The sequence below is a fragment of the Bradyrhizobium sp. A5 genome (genome assembly GCF_042076515.1).
Classification (GTDB): domain Bacteria; phylum Pseudomonadota; class Alphaproteobacteria; order Rhizobiales; family Xanthobacteraceae; genus Bradyrhizobium; species Bradyrhizobium cosmicum.
This window is the reverse complement of sequence record NZ_CP148990.1, coordinates 3,022,297-3,040,003: the sequence shown is the minus strand read 5'-3', so window position 1 is coordinate 3,040,003 and position 17,707 is coordinate 3,022,297. Positions and strand designations below refer to the sequence as shown.

17 protein-coding genes are annotated in these 17,707 nt (G+C 65.3%); 12 read left to right on the top strand and 5 right to left on the bottom strand.

Going from position 1 to position 17,707, the window contains the following annotated elements:
* The first annotated feature begins 102 nt into the window (after positions 1–102).
* The gene (locus tag WHZ77_RS14525; RefSeq protein ID WP_375314248.1) at positions 103–1,302 is read left to right on the top strand and encodes a patatin-like phospholipase family protein; all 1,200 of its coding nucleotides are present in this window, start codon (positions 103–105) and stop codon (positions 1,300–1,302) included.
* On the opposite strand, the gene WHZ77_RS14520 is transcribed toward WHZ77_RS14525, so the two are convergent.
* Entirely contained in the window at positions 1,294–2,538 is a 1,245-nt protein-coding gene (locus WHZ77_RS14520; RefSeq protein ID WP_375314247.1) for an amidase, read from the bottom strand. The two genes, WHZ77_RS14525 and WHZ77_RS14520, sit on opposite strands and share 9 nt — an antisense overlap.
* 90 nt (positions 2,539–2,628) lie before the next feature.
* On the opposite strand from WHZ77_RS14520, the gene dprA reads away from it, so the two are divergent.
* A complete protein-coding gene (gene dprA, locus WHZ77_RS14515) occupies positions 2,629–3,771 on the top strand; it encodes a DNA-processing protein DprA (protein WP_375314723.1) in 1,143 nt (380 codons plus the stop codon).
* Here the strand turns inward: dprA and WHZ77_RS14510 are convergent.
* The gene (locus tag WHZ77_RS14510) at positions 3,768–4,181 is read right to left on the bottom strand and encodes a winged helix-turn-helix transcriptional regulator (protein WP_375314246.1); all 414 of its coding nucleotides are present in this window, start codon (positions 4,179–4,181) and stop codon (positions 3,768–3,770) included. The genes dprA and WHZ77_RS14510 overlap by 4 nt on opposite strands.
* Before the next feature lie 83 nt (positions 4,182–4,264).
* Here WHZ77_RS14510 and WHZ77_RS14505 point away from each other — a divergent pair, with 83 nt between their 5' ends.
* Entirely contained in the window at positions 4,265–4,873 is a 609-nt protein-coding gene (locus WHZ77_RS14505) for an FMN-dependent NADH-azoreductase (RefSeq protein ID WP_375314245.1), read from the top strand.
* Positions 4,874–4,927: 54 nt separating this feature from the next.
* Here the strand turns inward: WHZ77_RS14505 and WHZ77_RS14500 are convergent, their stop codons facing one another.
* Positions 4,928–5,110 (bottom strand): hypothetical protein, encoded by a 183-nt coding sequence (locus tag WHZ77_RS14500; protein ID WP_375314244.1) that lies wholly within the window; start codon positions 5,108–5,110, stop codon positions 4,928–4,930.
* 176 nt (positions 5,111–5,286) lie between these two features.
* Positions 5,287–6,060 carry an SDR family oxidoreductase gene (locus WHZ77_RS14495; RefSeq protein ID WP_375314243.1) on the bottom strand — a complete coding sequence of 258 codons (774 nt, stop codon included), beginning with the start codon at positions 6,058–6,060 and terminating at the stop codon, positions 5,287–5,289.
* 121 nt (positions 6,061–6,181) lie between these two features.
* Between WHZ77_RS14495 and WHZ77_RS14490 the strand changes: the two genes are divergently transcribed.
* Positions 6,182–6,649 (top strand): winged helix-turn-helix transcriptional regulator, encoded by a 468-nt coding sequence (locus tag WHZ77_RS14490; RefSeq protein WP_375314242.1) that lies wholly within the window; start codon positions 6,182–6,184, stop codon positions 6,647–6,649.
* Between the two features lie 46 nt (positions 6,650–6,695).
* Here WHZ77_RS14490 and WHZ77_RS14485 read toward each other — a convergent pair whose 3' ends face one another.
* Positions 6,696–6,839, bottom strand: a complete 144-nt coding sequence (locus WHZ77_RS14485) for a hypothetical protein (RefSeq protein ID WP_240536176.1) — start codon at positions 6,837–6,839, stop codon at positions 6,696–6,698.
* A gap of 323 nt (positions 6,840–7,162) precedes the next feature.
* On the opposite strand from WHZ77_RS14485, the gene topA reads away from it, so the two are divergent.
* The 8 genes from topA to WHZ77_RS14445 all read left to right on the top strand — a co-directional run bounded on the left by topA (position 7,163) and on the right by WHZ77_RS14445 (position 17,688).
* A complete protein-coding gene (gene topA, locus WHZ77_RS14480) occupies positions 7,163–9,910 on the top strand; it encodes a type I DNA topoisomerase (protein WP_375314241.1) in 2,748 nt (915 codons plus the stop codon).
* Positions 9,911–9,918: 8 nt separating this feature from the next.
* Positions 9,919–12,276 (top strand): ribonuclease R, encoded by a 2,358-nt coding sequence (rnr, locus tag WHZ77_RS14475; RefSeq protein ID WP_375314240.1) that lies wholly within the window; start codon positions 9,919–9,921, stop codon positions 12,274–12,276.
* Positions 12,270–12,710 (top strand): DUF983 domain-containing protein, encoded by a 441-nt coding sequence (locus WHZ77_RS14470; RefSeq protein WP_015685611.1) that lies wholly within the window; start codon positions 12,270–12,272, stop codon positions 12,708–12,710. The genes rnr and WHZ77_RS14470 overlap by 7 nt, the downstream gene beginning before the upstream one ends.
* Positions 12,711–12,743: 33 nt before the next feature.
* The gene (locus WHZ77_RS14465; protein WP_375314239.1) at positions 12,744–13,493 is read left to right on the top strand and encodes an NUDIX hydrolase; all 750 of its coding nucleotides are present in this window, start codon (positions 12,744–12,746) and stop codon (positions 13,491–13,493) included.
* A gap of 247 nt (positions 13,494–13,740) precedes the next feature.
* Positions 13,741–15,066 carry an LLM class flavin-dependent oxidoreductase gene (locus tag WHZ77_RS14460; protein ID WP_375314238.1) on the top strand — a complete coding sequence of 442 codons (1,326 nt, stop codon included), beginning with the start codon at positions 13,741–13,743 and terminating at the stop codon, positions 15,064–15,066.
* Positions 15,067–15,190: 124 nt separating this feature from the next.
* Positions 15,191–15,358: a 50S ribosomal protein L33 gene (gene rpmG / locus WHZ77_RS14455; RefSeq protein ID WP_008139339.1), complete on the top strand. Its 168-nt coding sequence runs from the start codon at positions 15,191–15,193 to the stop codon at positions 15,356–15,358.
* A 1,108-nt stretch (positions 15,359–16,466) separates the two neighbouring features.
* Positions 16,467–17,360: an acyltransferase family protein gene (locus WHZ77_RS14450; protein ID WP_375314237.1), complete on the top strand. Its 894-nt coding sequence runs from the start codon at positions 16,467–16,469 to the stop codon at positions 17,358–17,360.
* A complete protein-coding gene (locus WHZ77_RS14445) occupies positions 17,308–17,688 on the top strand; it encodes a hypothetical protein (RefSeq protein WP_375314236.1) in 381 nt (126 codons plus the stop codon). Before WHZ77_RS14450 ends, WHZ77_RS14445 begins: the two co-directional genes overlap by 53 nt.
* Positions 17,689–17,707: the final 19 nt, after the last annotated feature.

Genomic DNA, 17,707 nt, shown 5'->3' with positions numbered 1-17,707 from the left:
AAATCCTGTTCGCAACTCGGAAGCCAATCGCGGCAGGGAGTGGCGAACAGGTTCCATGCCTGTCATCCTGACGGCGGAAATGGCGTCACGCGGTTGCTCAGAATGAGCGAGAAGATTTTCGGCGGGCATATCGACGGTGGTTCGCAGGGTGCCGCGCGCACCGCGGCGAGCCAGCTGCTCTCAGCGACCAACATCTGGTCCGATGCGCCCTTGTCGCCTCCCGCATCACAACCAATCCCCGTTGTGCCACCGGCGTCGCCACCTGATCCCGTCGCGCAAGTGCCTGTCACGGTCGAGGTCGCCATCACGGCCGCGCCGGTCGCCGCCGCGCGCACCCGTTCCGACCAATGGCCACCGCGAAAACTGTCGCTGGCGCTTCAGGGCGGCGGCACCTTCGCGGCCTTCACCTGGGGCGTGCTGGAGCGGCTGCTGGAGGAGCCGTCGATCGAATTCGACACGATCAGCGGCGCCAGCGCCGGCGCCATCAACGCGCTTCTGCTCGCGTGCGGCCTCGCCGAGGGTGGCCGCGAAGCGGCGCGCAGCCGGCTAAACCGGTTCTGGGTCCGCCTGATGCACGAGGCCTCGTTCCGCTCGCTGATGCTGGTCGGTGGCTTCTCGGCGGCGGGAAGCTCGGTCGCATTCGGACCGACGCTGCGCTCCGGCCAGTTCGATCCGTTCGACCTCGATCCGCTGCGGCAGGCGCTGTCGCGGGACATCAATTTTGCGGCGCTGCGCGACGCGGCCTGTCCAAAGGTGCTGATCGCAGCGACGCGAATCCGCGACGGGCAGCAGCAGATCTTCGGCAACGACGACGTCACCGCCGACGTCGCGTTGGCCTCGACCTGTCCGCCGCTGGTCCACTGCGCCGTCGAGATCGAGGGCGAGGCCTATTGGGATGGCGGCCTTGGCGGCAATCCGCCGCTGCTGCGTCTGGCGCAGGAAACCACGGCGACCGACCTGCTGCTCGTCCAGGTCACGCCGGCGCGCGACAGCTTCGTGCCGATCACGCTCGCCGCGATCGACCGCAGGCTCGACCAGATTGCGGCCAATGCCGCCCTGAAGGCCGAGATCGCCGCGATCGAATGGGCGCAGTCGCACGCGGCCCCGTCGCTGCGCCTGTTCAGGATCGCGGCCGAAGACTCCGTCGACGGGCTGGCGCAACGCTCGTCCACCGATCTCGGCCGCGGCTTCATCCGCCTTCTGCACCGGAGCGGCCGCGAGGCCGCCGAACGCTGGCTCGGGCAAGGCGCGACCGCGACGCAAAGCGCCACGGCTGCGTCGGCCGAGCCGGCGCTAGCCTGACTTCGCCAGCGCATCCTCCAAAAACCACGCCGCCGCCAATGCGGCGGGATCGTTGCCGAAGCGCGCGATCACCTGCACGCCGATCGGCAGTCCGCCGACCTTCATCACCGGCACGGCGACGCAAGGGTTACCCATCAACGTCCAAAGCCGGTTGTAACGCGGCGAGCCGGTCGAGGCGAGTTCCTTGGCCGGCGCGGTGCCCGGCGCCGAATAGGTCAGCAGCACGTCGAACCCTTCGAACAGCTCGCCGAGCTCGCGGCGGCCACGACGCGCGACCCGGCGCGCGTCGTCATATTCCTTCGGCGTCAGTCCAACGGTTTCATCGAGGCTGGCTCGCAGCATCGGCGCGATCTCGTCGTGATGCTCCGAAAACTCCCAGGCGAGCGCGCGATGCGCTTCGAAATCCTGGATGATGGGATGGATGCGCCAGGCTTCCTGAACCGCTTCAGGCAGGTCGATGGTCTTCACACTGGCGCCGGCCTTCTCGGCCGCCTTGATCGCCGCCTGCAAGCCCTCTTCCGCCGCCGGCTCGACGGCTTCGGCGAACTCCTGCTTGACCACGCCGATGCGCGGCGCCTTGGCCGGCACGATGCCGGAGAACTCGGTGCGCCCGGTCATCGCCAGCAATCCGCGCGCGAGATCTTCCGCGCGAGCGCCGAACAGGCCGACGGTGTCGAGCGCCCACGAATAGCACTTCACGCCGATGGTCGGCAGCATCCGGAACGACGGCTTGATCGCGGCAGCACCGCAATAGGCGGCGGGGCGGATCACCGAGCCGCCGGTCTGGGTGCCCAGCGCCAGCGGGATCATGCCGGCGCCGACGGCTGCCGCCGAGCCCGAGGACGAGCCGCCCGGGGTATGGCCGGGATTGTGAGGATTGAGCGTCGGGGTCGGATCGCGCGAGGCGAACGCCGTGGTCGTGGTCTTGCCGATGATGGTGGCGCCTGCCCGCTTCAGCATCATCACGACCGGCGCGTCCGAGCGCGGCTGCCAGCCGCGGTAGATCTGCGACCCCATCTCGGTCGGCATGTTGGCGGTATCGATGATGTCCTTGATGCCGACCGCGATGCCGCGCAGCGGCCCGGAGGCTTGCGCCTTCGCGGACTTGTCGTGACGGACGAAGGCACGAACGTCCTTCTCCCTGGCCTCGATCGCCGCATGCGACTGGGCGATGGCGTCATCGGGCGAAAGCTCGCCGGCTTCAATGCGGCGCTGGAGGTCGGCGAGTGAGATCATGACAAAACCCTTCTTATTGGGATCGCTTTTAGCATCGCGATGGGGTCGCGCAAGCGCACGAAGCCGTTGCCCACGCCCTCAGGTTGTTCCATTCTGTCCCTGCAAGGAGACGCCGTGGACGCCATCAATCCCAGCATGGAGCTGACCGAGGCTGACAGGATCGACCGCCTGCGACTGATCCGCAGCGACAATGTCGGCCCGCGCACCTTCCGTTCGCTGGTCGATCATTTCGGCACCGCGCGCGCCGCGCTGGAGCGCTTGCCTGATCTGGCGCGCCGCGGCGGTGCGCAGCGCTCGGGGCGTATCTGCAGCGCCGATGAGGCCAAGGCCGAGCTCGCCGCAAGCCGCAAGTTCGGCATCGCCTGGCTCGCACCCGGAGAGGATGGCTACCCGTCGCGGCTGGCAATGATCGACGATGCGCCGCCGCTGCTCGCGGTGCGCGGGGACAACGCGACCTTGATGCGGCCGATGATCGCCATCGTCGGCTCGCGCAACGCCTCCGGCGCTGGCTTGAAATTCGCCGGCCAGCTTGCCCGCGAGCTTGGCGAAGCCGGCTTCATCGTCATCTCGGGGCTCGCCCGCGGCGTCGACCAGGCCGCGCACCGCGCCAGCGTCGAGAGGGGCACGATCGCAGTGCTGGCCGGCGGCCACGATTGCATCTATCCGCCCGAGCACGGCGATCTGCTGGCCTCGATCCTCGATCAGACGGGCGCGGCGATCTCCGAGATGCCGCTCGGCCACGAGCCGCGCGCCCGCGACTTTCCCCGCCGCAACCGGCTGATCTCGGGCGCCTCGCTCGGCGTGGTCGTGGTCGAGGCCGCGCACCGCTCGGGCTCGCTCATCACCGCGCGCATGGCGGCCGAACAGGGCCGCGAGGTGTTCGCGGTGCCGGGCTCGCCGCTTGATCCACGCGCCGCCGGCACCAACGATCTGATCAAGCAGGGCGCGACCCTCGTCACTGAAGCGTCCGACATCATCAACGCCGTCGCACCGATCATGGAGCGGCCGCTGATGCATTCCGCCGATGAGCCCGACAGCGACCCGTTCGAGAGCGATCCGCAAGGGCACGACCGCGACCAGATCACCGGCCTGCTCGGCCCCACCCCCATATCGATCGACGACCTCGTGCGGATGTCCGGCGCCTCGCCCGCGATCGTGCGCACAGTCCTGCTGGAGCTGGAGCTTGCCGGCCGGCTCGAACGTCACGGCGGCGGATTGGTCTCGCTGCTTTAGGTGTCGTTTCTCTTGTCGAAGCGCGTCCGCGCGCCCTCGATCTCCGGCAGATGCGCAAACGCCCATTTGCCAAGCGCCTGCACGGGGTCGGCAAGGCCGCGACCGAGTTCGGTCAATTCATAATCGACCCGCGGCGGAATGGTCGGAAACACCGTCCGCGTCACCAGCCCGTCGCGCTCAAGCCCGCGCAAGGTCAGGGTCAGCATCCGCTGCGAGATGCCGTCGATAATGCGCTTGAGCTCGTTGAAGCGCTTCGGCCCGTCGCCGAGCGTCATGATGACGAACACGCTCCATTTGTCCCCGACGCGCGAGAGCACCGAGGCGACGCCGCGACACCCTGCGTGGTTGGGGTCCGGCCGCGTCGGAGGGTCAGGCAAACCGGTGTGCGCAGGTTTCAGTGATGTGCCCATGGCTCAAAAATGTGCGTTCTTGCGGGGAATTTGACAGTCACTCATGTAGTGCCAGTTACAAACATATACCATGGGTGACCCCAATGAAACTCCTCCACATCGATTCCAGCGTACTCGGCCCCCACTCCGTCAGCCGTCAGGTGTCCGCCGCCATCGTCGATCGCCTCAGGCAGGCAACGCCGTCCCTCGAAATCGTCTATCGCGACCTGACCCAGACCCCGCTCGCCCATCTCTCCGGCTCGCACCTTGCGGCCGCGCAAGGCGCACCTGCGCCGGCGGAACTCGGACCCGACCTTGCGGCGAGCGCCGCGGTGCTGAACGAGTTTCTCGATGCCGACATCGTCGTGATCGGCGCGCCGATGTACAATTTCACCATCCCCAGCCAGCTCAAGGCCTGGATCGACCGAATCCTCGTGGCGGGGAAGACGTTCAAATACGACGCGAATGGCCCGCAGGGCCTTGCCGGCGGCAAGCGCGTGATCGTGGCGATCTCGCGCGGCGGCTATTATGGCGCCGGCACGCCTGCGGCGGTCGGAGAGCATCTCGAGACTTATCTGCGCTGGGTGTTCGGCTTCATCGGCGTCACCAACCCCGAGTTCATCTTCGCCGACGGCATTCAGGTTGGCCCTGAGCATCGCGAGAAGGCGCTGGCCGGTGCGCTGCAAGCCGCCACCAACCTGCAGGCGGCGTAAGACTCGCACCGACACCAGCCGCTGCCGGACGCCGGCGGCGGCTGACAGATCGATCTAAAACCAGGCGCCCTGAACGCCGAGGATGACGGCGACGAGCGAGATGAACAGGCCGATGCCGGAGAAAAGCGCCACTCCGATCAGCTCTGAAATGTTGGAGCGCTCGGCGGGAATGGCGGAACGCTCGGTGTAAATACGCGGTGCTGAAATCGACGAAAAAATGCGAGCTGCCTTTGGCATCACGGGCTCCCTGAAATGAGTCGTAAGACCCCCTGCCCGTAAGAGGGTCTTGCCAGCGCCAGCGAAGGTTCAACACCTCACGCAAGGTTCAGAGAAATTACATCTCGCAAGACGCAGGAACCGGCCGGCGCAACCGGAGCAGTCGCACCGGCCGATTCAATTTTCACTTCACTTGATCAGCCGCGATAGATCGGCGCGCCGCTCGGAGATGCCACCGCGCCGCCGTCGACGAAAATCTCCTGGCCTTGCACATGAGCTGAATCATCGGAGGCGAGGAACAGCACCGTTTTCGAAACGTGATCTGTTTCACCAATGCGGCCGAGCGGCGTCGACAACGCGATGCGCTTCTCGAACGCCTTCTCGGCCTCGGGCGTCGCGACGGCCGCGCCCCAGATCGGCGTGCGGATCGCGCCGGGCGCCACGACGTTGACGCGGATGCCGCGCGGCGACAGTTCCGACGCCATCGTCCGCGCCATCGAACGCACGCCTGCCTTGGCGGCGCCATAGGCCGAATAGCCGGGAATGCCCAGCACCGAGATCACCGAGCCGTTGAGGATGATCGAGGCGTTGTCGTTGAGATATGGCAGCGCGGATTGAACGGTGAAGAACACGCCGGTGAGGTTGGTGCTGATGACCTTCGCGAACGCCTCCAGCGTGGTCGAGCCCAGCGGCGTGCCGCCGGCGATGCCGGCATTGGCGAACACGATGTCGAACTTGCCGAAGGTTTCGGCGCCCTTCTTGATCGCAGCTTCCGTCTCAGCGATGTCGGTGGCGTCGGCAGCGACCGCGAGCGCGTTCGGGCCGAGCTCCCTGGCCGCGGCGTCCAGCGTCTCCTTGTTGCGCCCGGTGATCACCACCTTGGCACCTTCGGCCACGAACAGTTTCGCCGTCGCAAGGCCAATGCCGCTATTGCCGCCGGTAATCAGGGCCGTCTTGTTCTTCAGTCTCACGTTAGCCTCCAGTGGTTGCATCATAAAACCAAGTTGCGATCTAGGGCATATGGTTTTATGATGCAACCACACAAGCGCGTGATCGGCCCTGGAATCGGGCGAATGCGATAGGACGAGGACGATGGTGAAACGAACGAGCTTCGAGGGTGATGCCTGCCCGATCGCGCGGTCGCTGGAAGCGATCGGCGACTGGTGGTCACTCCTCATCATCCGCGAGGCGCTGTTCGGCCTGCGCCGCTTCGGCGAGTTTCAGAGCAAGCTCGGCATGGCCAAGAACATCTTGTCCGCGCGCCTGCGATCACTGGTCGACCACGGCATCCTGGCGACGGCGCCTGCCTCCGACGGCAGCGCCTATCAGGAATATGTGCTGACGCCGAAGGGCCGCGGCACCTTCCCGATCCTGGTGGCGCTGCGGCAATGGAGCGAGGCGTTCGACGACCATCCTGAGGAGATCGCGACCATCCTGGTCGATCGCGAGAAAGGCCGTCCGGTGAAGAAGCTGGAGATGCGCGCGGAGGACGGGCGGCTGCTCACGCCGGCGGATACGATGCTGAAGCTACGGCCGGCGACGCGAAGGCGCTCGGCCTGAGAGCCCCAGCGACTGCCGCCCCCCGCGCCCAACCGCCGCGACCTCCTCACGACAGCTTACGCTTGCTCCGCAGCCGCAGATGCTCGTCAGCCTCGAGCTTGGTCATGCCCAGCAGATAATGCAGCACATCGAGCTTGTGGCGCTCGGCGAGCTTGCGCAACGCCGTCACCTGCTCGGCGATGAAGGCCACGGCTTCATCGACCCCGCCCTCCCCCGGTTCCTCATTGCGCAAGCCTCCCCGCGCGCCAGACGCGGCGCGCGCTCGTTTCTTTCCTGGCTTTGTCACCAGACCCCACCCGAATCCATGCCCCGGAAGAACTTTAAGCTCACATTGATCGCAACTCCAAGGTGGTATTTTACAACTTTCTCGATATGAAACTTTTCCCATCAGCGCCGCCGTCAACACCCCCCGATTTGACAGCGGAGGCCTCACCACCCATGTTCGGGACGAAAGGGCCGACCCGAATCTCATCGAATTCGGCCCAGAATCCCCCCGTAAGTTACTGGAACTACATGAATATCGTCATTGTGGAGTCGCCGGCGAAAGCCAAGACGATCAACAAGTATCTGGGCTCGTCCTACGAGGTTCTGGCCTCGTTCGGCCATGTCCGGGACTTGCCGGCGAAGAACGGCTCCGTCGATCCCGACGCCAATTTCAAGATGATCTGGGAGATCGACCCCAAGGCTGCCGGCCGGCTGAACGATATCGCCAAGTCCCTGAAAAACGCTGACCGCCTGATTCTCGCGACCGACCCTGATCGCGAGGGCGAGGCCATCTCCTGGCACGTGCTGGAGGTGTTGAAGGAAAAGCGCGCGCTGAAGGATCAGAAGATCGAGCGCGTGGTGTTCAACGCCATCACCAAGCAGGCCGTCACCGACGCGATGAAGCATCCGCGCCAGATCGACGGCGCGCTGGTCGACGCCTATATGGCGCGCCGCGCGCTGGACTATCTGGTCGGCTTCACCCTCTCCCCCGTGCTGTGGCGCAAGCTGCCGGGCGCCCGCTCGGCGGGCCGCGTGCAGTCGGTGGCTTTGCGGCTGGTCTGCGATCGCGAGCTCGAGATCGAGAAGTTCGTCGCCCGCGAATACTGGTCGCTGATCGCAACCCTGCTGACGCCGCGCGGGGATGCTTTCGAGGCCCGCCTGGTCGGCGCCGACGGCAAGAAGATCCAGCGCCTCGACATCGGCACCGGCGCGGAAGCCGAAGACTTCAAGAAGGCGCTGGAAGCAGCCAGCTACGCCGTGACTGCGGTCGACGCCAAGCCGGCCCGGCGCAATCCGCAGGCGCCCTTCACCACCTCCACGCTGCAGCAGGAGGCCAGCCGCAAATACGGCTTTGCGCCGGCGCATACAATGCGCATCGCGCAGCGCCTCTACGAAGGCATCGACATCGGCGGCGAGACCACCGGACTCATTACTTATATGCGTACCGACGGCGTGCAGATCGATCCGTCCGCGATCACCCAGGCTCGCCAGGTGATCGGCGAGGATTACGGCAAAGCCTACGTGCCGGATGCTCCCCGCCAGTACCAGGCCAAGGCCAAGAACGCCCAGGAAGCGCACGAAGCGATCCGCCCGACCGACATGTCGCGCCGCCCCGACAGCATGAACCGCAAGCTCGACGCCGATCAGGCAAGGCTCTACGAGCTGATCTGGAAGCGCACCATCGCCAGTCAGATGGAATCGGCCGAACTCGAGCGCACCACCGTCGACATCGCGGCAAAGGTCGGCGGCCGCACGCTGGACCTGCGCGCCACCGGTCAGGTCGTCAAGTTCGACGGCTTCCTGGCGCTCTATCAGGAAGGCCGCGACGACGAGGAGGACGAGGATTCGCGCCGTCTGCCGGCGATGAGCCCGAACGACGCGCTCAAGCGGCAATCGCTCGCCGTCACCCAGCATTTCACCGAGCCGCCGCCGCGCTTCTCCGAGGCATCGCTAGTCAAGCGCATGGAAGAGCTCGGCATCGGCCGGCCCTCGACCTACGCCTCGATCCTCCAGGTCCTGAAGGACCGCGGCTACGTCAAGCTGGAGAAGAAGCGCCTGCATGGCGAGGACAAGGGCCGCGTCGTGGTCGCGTTCCTGGAGAGCTTCTTTGCGCGCTACGTCGAATACGATTTCACCGCCAATCTCGAAGAGCAGCTCGACCGAATCTCCAACAACGAGATTTCCTGGCAGCAGGTTCTGAAGGATTTCTGGACCGGCTTCATCGGCGCCGTCGACGAGATCAAGGACTTACGCGTCGCGCAGGTGCTCGACGTGCTCGACGACATGCTCGGACAGCACATCTATCCGCCGCGCGCCGATGGTGGCGACATCAGGCAATGCCCGAGCTGCGGCAACGGCCGGCTCAATCTGAAGGCCGGCAAGTTCGGCGCCTTCGTCGGCTGCTCGAACTATCCGGAATGCCGCTACACCCGTCAGCTCGCCGCCGACAGCGAGACCACCGCCGACCGTTCGCTCGGCCAAGACCCTGAGACGGGCCGCGACGTCTGGGTCAAGGCCGGCCGCTTCGGCCCCTATATCCAGCTCGGCGAAGCCAAGGACTATGCAGAAGGCGAGAAGCCGAAGCGCGCAGGCATCCCGAAGGGCACCTCGCCCGGCGACGTCGAGCTCGAGCTTGCACTGAAGCTGTTGTCGCTGCCGCGCGAGATCGGCAAGCATCCGGAGACAGGTGAGCCGATCACCGCCGGCCTCGGCCGCTTCGGGCCGTTCGTCAAGCACGAGAAGACCTATGCCAGCCTGGAGGCCGGCGACGAGGTGTTCGATATCGGCCTCAACCGCGCGGTGACGCTGATCGCGGAGAAGATCGCCAAGGGCCCGAGCCGCCGTTTCGGCGCCGATCCCGGCAAGGCGATCGGCGATCATCCGACACTCGGCACGGTCACCGTGAAGAGCGGCCGTTACGGCGCCTATGTCACGGCCGGCGGCGTCAACGCGACGATCCCCGCCGAGTTCGAAAAGGACACCGTCACCCTGCCGCAGGCGATCGCATTGATCGACGAGCGCGCAGCCAAGGGCGGCGGCAAGCCCAAGAAGGCTGCCAAGCCGGCGAAGAAGGCGAAGGCAACCAAGTCCGGCGATGACGCCGCGCCAAAGACCAAAAAACCGGCCGCGAAGAAGGCGGCCAAGACCAAATCCGACTCCACCAGCAAGGCGCGCGCAGCCGTGTCGTCGACCGCCAAGACTTCAGCAGTCAAGACGTCGCCGACCAAGGCGGCGGCCGCCAAAGCTCCGGCCAAGAAGAGTGCCGGCACGACTTAAGAGGTTAAGTGAAACGCAAGAATGACCGTGGCTTTCCCGACCGGGCAGCCATCGTCGCCTTCATCAAGGCAAATCCCGGAAAGGTCGGGACCCGCGAAATTGCGCGCGAGTTCGGCCTGAAGAACGCCGATCGCATCGAGCTCAAGCGCATGCTGCGCGAGCTCGCCGACGACGGCCTCGTCAAGAAGAAGCGCCGGACGATTTCAGAGCCGGACAGCCTGCCGTCGACGCTGGTCGCCGACATCACCGGCCGCGACGCTGACGGCGAGCTGATCGCCGCCCCCACCGAATGGGACGAGGTCGAGAGCGGCGAGCCGCCAAAAATCCTGATCGTATTGCCGCGCCGGCCGAAGCCCGGCACCGCAGCCGGAAGCGGCGACCGCGTGCTGCTGCGCGTCGAGCGCTTGGACGAGAGCGAAGGCCCGGCCTATCGCGGCCACATCATCAAGGTGTTTGACAAGACCAGAAGCCGCATCCTCGGCGTGTTCCGCGAGCTTCCCGAAGGCGGCGGACGGCTGATCCCGGTCGACAAGAAGGGGGCCGACCGCGAGCTGAACATCGCCGCCGCCGACACGCACGGCGCGAAGGACGGCGACCTCGTCAGCGTCGACATCATCCGCTCGCGCGGCTTTGGCCTCGCCTCAGGCCGCGTCAAGGAGAAGCTCGGCTCGGTCAAGTCCGAGAAGGCGATCAGCCTGATCGCGATCTACGCGCACGACATCCCGCTGCAATTTCGTCCCGCGGCCGAGCGCGAAGCCGAAGCCGCGGAGCCCGCCAATCTGAAGGGACGCGAGGACTGGCGCGACGTCCCGCTCGTCACCATCGATCCACCGGATGCCAAGGATCACGACGACGCGGTGCATGCGCAGCCCGATCCAGACCCGAACAACAAGGGCGGCTTCATCGTCGACGTCGCCATTGCGGATGTGAGCTTCTACGTCCGGCCGGGCACCGCGCTCGACCGCGACGCGCTCGATCGCGGCAACTCGGTCTATTTCCCCGACCGCGTCGTGCCGATGCTGCCCGAGCGCATCTCCAACAATCTGTGCTCGCTGGTGCCGGGCGAGCCGCGCGGCGCGCTCGCGGTGCGGATGATCATTGCGCCTGACGGGCGCAAGCGCTCGCACAGCTTCCACCGCATCCTGATGCGCTCGGCCGCCAAGCTGAGCTACGCGCAGGCGCAGGCCGCGATCGACGGCCGGCCGGACGACACCACCGGCCCCCTGCTCGATCCGATCCTGAAGCCGCTGTATGCCGCCTACGCCTGCGTCAAGCGCGCTCGCGACGAGCGCGATCCGCTCAATCTCGATCTGCCCGAGCGCAAGATCCTCTTGAAGAGCGACGGCACGGTCGATCGCGTCATCGTCCCGGACAGGCTCGATGCGCACAGGCTGATCGAGGAGTTCATGATCCTCGCCAACGTCGCGGCGGCGGAGATGCTCGAGAAGAAGTCGCTGCCGCTGATCTACCGCGTGCACGACGAGCCGACGCTGGAAAAGGTCCACGCGCTCCAGGAGTTTTTGAAGACGCTGGACGTTCCCTTCGCCAAATCAGGCGCGCTGCGCCCGGCTCTGTTCAACCGCGTGCTGGCCCAGCTCGAAGGCCACGACCACTTCCCGCTGGTCAGCGAGGTGGTGCTGCGCGCGCAGGCGCAGGCCGAATATTCGTCGGAAAATTACGGTCATTTCGGCCTGAATTTGCGCCGCTATGCGCATTTCACCTCCCCGATCCGCCGCTATGCCGACCTCGTCGTGCACCGCGCGCTGGTCCGTGCGCTCGGGCTTGGCGAGGGCGCCCTGCCCGACACCGAGACGCCGGAAACCTTGAGCGAGGTCGCCGCCCACATCTCGGTGACCGAACGCCGCGCGATGAAGGCGGAGCGCGAGACCGTCGACCGCCTGATCGCCCATCATCTCGCCGACCGCATCGGCGCGACCTTCCAGGGCCGCGTCTCCGGCGTCACGCGCGCCGGCCTGTTCGTCAAGCTCGCGGAGACCGGCGCCGACGGCCTGATCCCGATAAGGTCCCTCGGCACGGAATATTTCAACTATGACGAGGGCCGCCACGCTCTCGTCGGCACGCGCAGCCGCACCATGTATCAGCTGGGCGACGTGGTGGACGTCCGCCTGATCGAAGCCGCTCCCATCGCCGGAGCGCTGCGCTTCGAGCTGCTGTCGTCCTCCAGCGAGACCTCGCCGCGCGATGGCAGGCAACCCGGTCCGCAACGCCGCCCCTCGTTCAAGGCACAGCCCGGACGCAGCCCGGACAGAAAACGCAAGCCGGCGAAGCCGAAATCCGGCAAGCCGAAGAAGAACAAGAGCAAGAACAAAGGAAAAGGCGGGGGGCAGAAAGGCAAGGCATGGTAGCGACGAGCACAGCGTCAAAGATATGGACGCGCGAGACTGGCCTCATCGAGAAGCGCGACCTCTGGACGGCGATGAAGCGCGGCTTCCGCGGCCGCTGCCCGCGCTGCGGCGAGGGAAAGCTGTTCCGCGCCTTCCTGAAGACCGCGGACAATTGCTCAGTGTGCGGCCTCGACTTCACGCCGCATCGTGCCGACGATTTGCCGGCCTATCTCGTGATCGTCATCGTCGGCCACATCGTGGTGCCGACCATCCTCTGGATCGAGACCAATTACACGACGCCGGTCTGGATCAGCTTCGCGGCCTATCTGCCATTTACGTTCGTTGCCTCGCTGGCGCTGCTGCAGCCGGTGAAGGGAGCCGTGGTCGGATTGCAATGGGCTCTGCGCATGCACGGCTTTGACGACAACCCTCCGGATGGTATTCCGCCGGTCTAGGCAAGATAAGCAAGAAGCGGTTTGGGTGAGGACATGACGGATATCGCGCAGGCGGAAAAGGCAAAGATTCACGAGGGCAAGGAAGCCGACCACCATCCCTATTTCCGCCCGAAGGATGCGGCGACACTGATCCTGGTCGATCGCAGCGGCGCGACTCCAAAAGTCCTGGTCGGCAAGCGCCACGACAAGGTGGTGTTCATGCCCGGCAAGTTCGTCTTCCCCGGCGGCCGCGTCGACAAGGCCGATTATCGCGTGCCGGTCGCCGCCCCCATCACGTCCGAGCTGGAAGCCAATCTCGCCAAGGGCAGTCCGAAAACGCCGCCCTCGCGCGCAAAGTCGCTGGCGATTGCCGCGATCCGCGAGGCCTGTGAAGAGACCGGCCTCTGCCTCGGGCGCAAGGCGGAGGGCCTGGTGCCCAAGCTCGACGGCAACTGGAAGCCGTTTGCGGATGCCGGCCTGCTGCCCGATCCGTCCAGCCTGTTCCTGATCGCGCGCGCCATCACCCCGCCCGGCCGCGTCAAGCGATTCGACACGCGTTTCTTCACCGCGGATGCCTCCGCGATCACCCACCGCGTCGACGGCGTGATCCATGCGGATGCGGAGCTGGTCGAGCTGGTCTGGGTCGAGCTCGGCTCGAAACCGCTCGCCGATCTGCATCCGATGACGCGCAACGTGCTCAACGAGCTCGACACGCGTCTGGCCACCGGCCCGCTCCGCCACGATGCGCCGGTGCCGTTCTTCCATTTCTACGGCGGCAAGATGCAGAAGGATATTTTGGGCTGAGCGGTCGCTCCCTGGCCCCTCTCTCCCCCGTCATTCCGGGGCGCCGCGAAGCGGCGAGCCCGGAATCCATCGGGCCACAGAGACTGCCGAGGGATGGATTCCAGGCTCGCGCTGCGCGCGCCCCGGAATGACAGGAATGTGCTGAGCGCCCGCCGAAAAACGAAATAATCCTCCCGTCCAGCCGGCTGGCGGAGTTCCCCGGCGCGCCTATGTGTCCTTGAACGACACCCACAACGGACACCGGGCGATGGCACAACGGCAACTCAAGCTTGGCGCGTTCATGCGCCCGATCAGCATCCACACCGGCGCTTGGCGCTATCCCGGGGCCTGGCCCGACGCCAATTTCAATTTCAGTCACATCAAGACGCTGATCCGGAAGCTCGAGGCCGGCAAGTTCGACGCCTTCTTCATGGCCGATCACCTCGCCGTGCTGAACATGCCGATCAACGCGCTCAAGCGCAGCCACACCGTGACCTCGTTCGAGCCGTTCACGCTGCTGTCGGCGCTCTCCGCCGTCACCGAACGGATCGGCCTGATCGCGACGGGCTCGACCACTTTCGACGAGCCCTATCACGTGGCGCGGCGCTTCGCCTCGCTTGACCATCTCAGCGGCGGCCGCGCAGGCTGGAACATCGTCACCACCTCGAACCCTGACGCGGCGCTGAATTTCGGCCTCGACGACCACATGGAGCACGCCGAGCGCTACAAGCGCGCCCGCGAATTCTACGACGTCGTCACCGGCCTCTGGGATTCCTTCGCCGACGATGCCTTCGTGCGCGACGTCGAGAGCGGGCTGTTCGTCGATCCCGCGAAAATGCACACGCTCGACCACCACGGCAAATATCTGAAGGTGCGCGGCCCTCTCAACATCGCCCGCCCCGTGCAGGGCTGGCCGGTGATCGTGCAGGCCGGCGCGTCCGAGGACGGCAAGCAGCTTGCGGCGGAGACCGCGGAAGCCGTGTTCACCGGCGGCGGCAGCCTCGCCGACGGGCAAAAGCTCTACGCCGACATCAAGGGCCGCATGGAGAAGGTCGGCCGCGATCCTGAACACCTCAAGATCCTGCCCGGCGCTTTCGTCGTGGTCGGCGACAGCGTCGACGAGGCCAGGGAGAAGCGCGCGCTGCTCGACAGCCGCGTGCATTACGACAGCGCCATCGCGTCGCTCTCCGTCATCCTCGGCACTGATGCCTCCGGCTTCGATCCGGACGGCCCGCTCCCCGAAATCCCCGAGACCAACGCCAGCAAGAGCGGCCGCCAGCGCATGGTCGACCTCGCCGCGCGCGAAAAACTCACCGTGCGCCAGCTCGCCCAGCGCGTCGGCGGCTATGGCGGGCTCGCCTTCGTCGGCACGGCGAAAACCATCGCCGACCAGATGGAGGAATGGCTGGTCGGGCGCGGCTCCGATGGCTTCAACATCATGTTCCCGTTCCTGCCCGCGGGGCTCGATGATTTCGTCGACAAGGTCGTCCCGGAGCTGCAAAAGCGCGGGATCTTCCGCAAGGAGTATGAAGGGGCCACGTTGAGGGAGAATCTGGGCCTGCCGCGGCCCAAAAATCGGTTCTTCGAGGCCTGATCGGGCCGATTTGGGTGGTTTTTGGCCCCTAAAACCTTGACATCAGGCGGTTTCTGGCTAGGTTGCCGGCCAACGCGGGCCGTTTGGCCGGCTCCAGATTCCCTTCATTCCTGAGGTTCTGAACATGGCCAAAGCGGTCACCATCAAGGTCAAGCTCGTGTCCTCGGCCGACACCGGCTTCTACTACACTGCCAAGAAGAATTCGCGCACCATGACCGACAAGCTGGTCAAGAAGAAGTACGATCCCGTGGCGCGCAAGCACGTCGAATTCCGCGAAGCCAAGATCAAGTAAGATCGCGGGACATTACGGACTTTGACGGGGCCCTCGCGGGCCCCGTTTTTATTTTGGCCGTATCCCCGCGCGCGGCAACGCCACAGCGCGTTCACGCGCGTGTTGCTGAACACAACCCACGATTGCCTTGCTCGCAATGCATGATATCGTGCATTGATCGGGACGGCTGTTCCGTCCCGACATCGGGAAGGACACAGTCATGAGATTGCCATCGAGCCTCGTCGTGCCTTCGACCCTCGCCTTTCTGTCAACGACCGTTCTGTGCGGCCCGGCCGCGTCACAAATCCCAACCGGCTCCGCCGCCACGCTACCTCCCGTCACCGTCGCTGCGCCGGCGGCAAAGCCACATCGGGTGGAGCAGACGACAAACACCGGAGTCTCATCGCGCCGGACGGCGTCACCCGCTCGAGTGTCGTCGTCGGCTACACGGACGCCGTCGTATGCCCCAGGTTCTGTGATGGGAAGGATTGCCAGCCTGGAGAAAGTTGCCAGCAGCTGCAATGGGGGCTGTGCATCAAGCTTCCCACATGGAAAGGAGCCGTGGATTGGATGCAGCGAGTCGGGCGGCAACATAGAGTATGGGCCTTTCTCGCCAACGTGCCGAGACACCATCACCCATAAATCCTACATGGATTGCGTCGAGACCAAGACGTTCCTGGGCGAAAACCGGAACAAGGCCCACTGGATTTGCAGCAGCCTGGCTGCCGGCAACAGGTTTAAGGTCGCCGATCTCAAGCGGTCAGGACGCACGCGTTAGTTCGTCCTCTCCGCAAGCCTTCTGGTGCGGTTGAGCTTCAGCTCTCTCGTGTCCCGGACGCGCTGCAGCGCTACCAGCGCGTTCACGCGCGTCTTCGACACGCTATGGCGCTGCTGCGCAGAGCCGGGACCCAGAAAGCCACACGGCACACTCTGGACACATGGGCCTCTGCTCTGCAGCGCATCGTCGAAGTGACGCTGCGTTGCGTCCGGGGCACGAGAGCTCGGCCAGCTGCGTCCCCAGCGAGTGAACCAAGTGTGACCCATCTCGCAGAGCGCCGCGACCGGCTTCGCTATCTCCGACGGGATCGTTGCATGAATCTGGTCCATTCCCGTGAAGAGCCATTTGCCGTTGCTGGATCCGCTGCGCTTCGGGGCCGCCCTCGGAGTCGCCATTTTTCACCAGATGTTCTGGTCATGGGCCCGGGTTTCGATTGGCGTCCCGGGTTTCGAGCGCACCGTCGCCGCCGATGTTATCTACCCGTCCGCCGCGCCCTTCACGTGGTTCGGCTGGGTCGGCGTCGAGATCTTCTTTGTGATTTCCGGCTTCGTCATCGCGAATTCCGCGAGCCAGGCTTCGCCGGGCGAGTTTCTTCTTGGCCGCGCACTCCGGCTTTATCCGGCCGTCTGGGTTTGCGCCACCGCGACCTTCCTGGTCCTGCTCCTGTTCGGAAGCGGACCGACATCCGAATTCATCCTGCCCTATCTCCACGCCATGTTGATGGTTCCCAAGGGGGTCACGGGCCAATGGCTCGACGAGGTCTATTGGACGCTGGCCGCCGAGACCGCGTTCTACGGTCTCGTGTTCTGCGCGATGCTCACGAAGAGGGTCACCCTGCGCCACCTCGCATTCGGCCTCACCATCTACAGCGCGATCTTCAATGCCGTCGCGCTGCTGGTGATGTCCTGCACGACGCCATCCGACCTGCCCTATCTAGTCATCCTGATGTTTCGGGTGCCGTGCGCCGCATTCCTGCTGACGCATGGCTGCTTCTTCGCGCTGGGAATCTGGCTGTTCATTTCCGCGAACAGAGAATTGACGGCGCTCGAACAAATCGCCATTGCGATCACGTGTCTTTCAGGCGCCGCGGAAATTTACTTCTTCGCCGATTTCTTCCTGACGTCCATCCCTGCCATCTCTGATCAATCAGCCTTCGTGCCGATCATGGTCTGGGCGGCCGCGGTGCTCCTCATTGCCCCTTGCCGCGAAGCGAAACAGGCGCCCGGCAGGCACCGCTTCTCCTGAAGCACCGGCCTATCTGAGAACGCTCGGGCTGATCACCTATCCGCTCTATCTCACCCACAACGTCATTGGCACCGCCATCATCCGCGCTCTGGTCGATGCGGGCCTTGATGCCACCTCGGCCCTATGGATCGCGCTGGGCATGCTTGTCCTGATCTGCTGGCTCATCTGCGCGAAGATCGAGCCAGCCGTCAGATACGCGCTGATGCAGACCGTCTCGCATTTCGGAAAGCTGCCGGAGAGACAGCCGAAATCGCGACGTCCGGCGTTGGCCCGGGGGCTGCGCCTACCGCTGCCCGTTGCGGTCAAGGTGAAGGTCGCGACATCCTAACTTTGACGCAAGTCTGCTG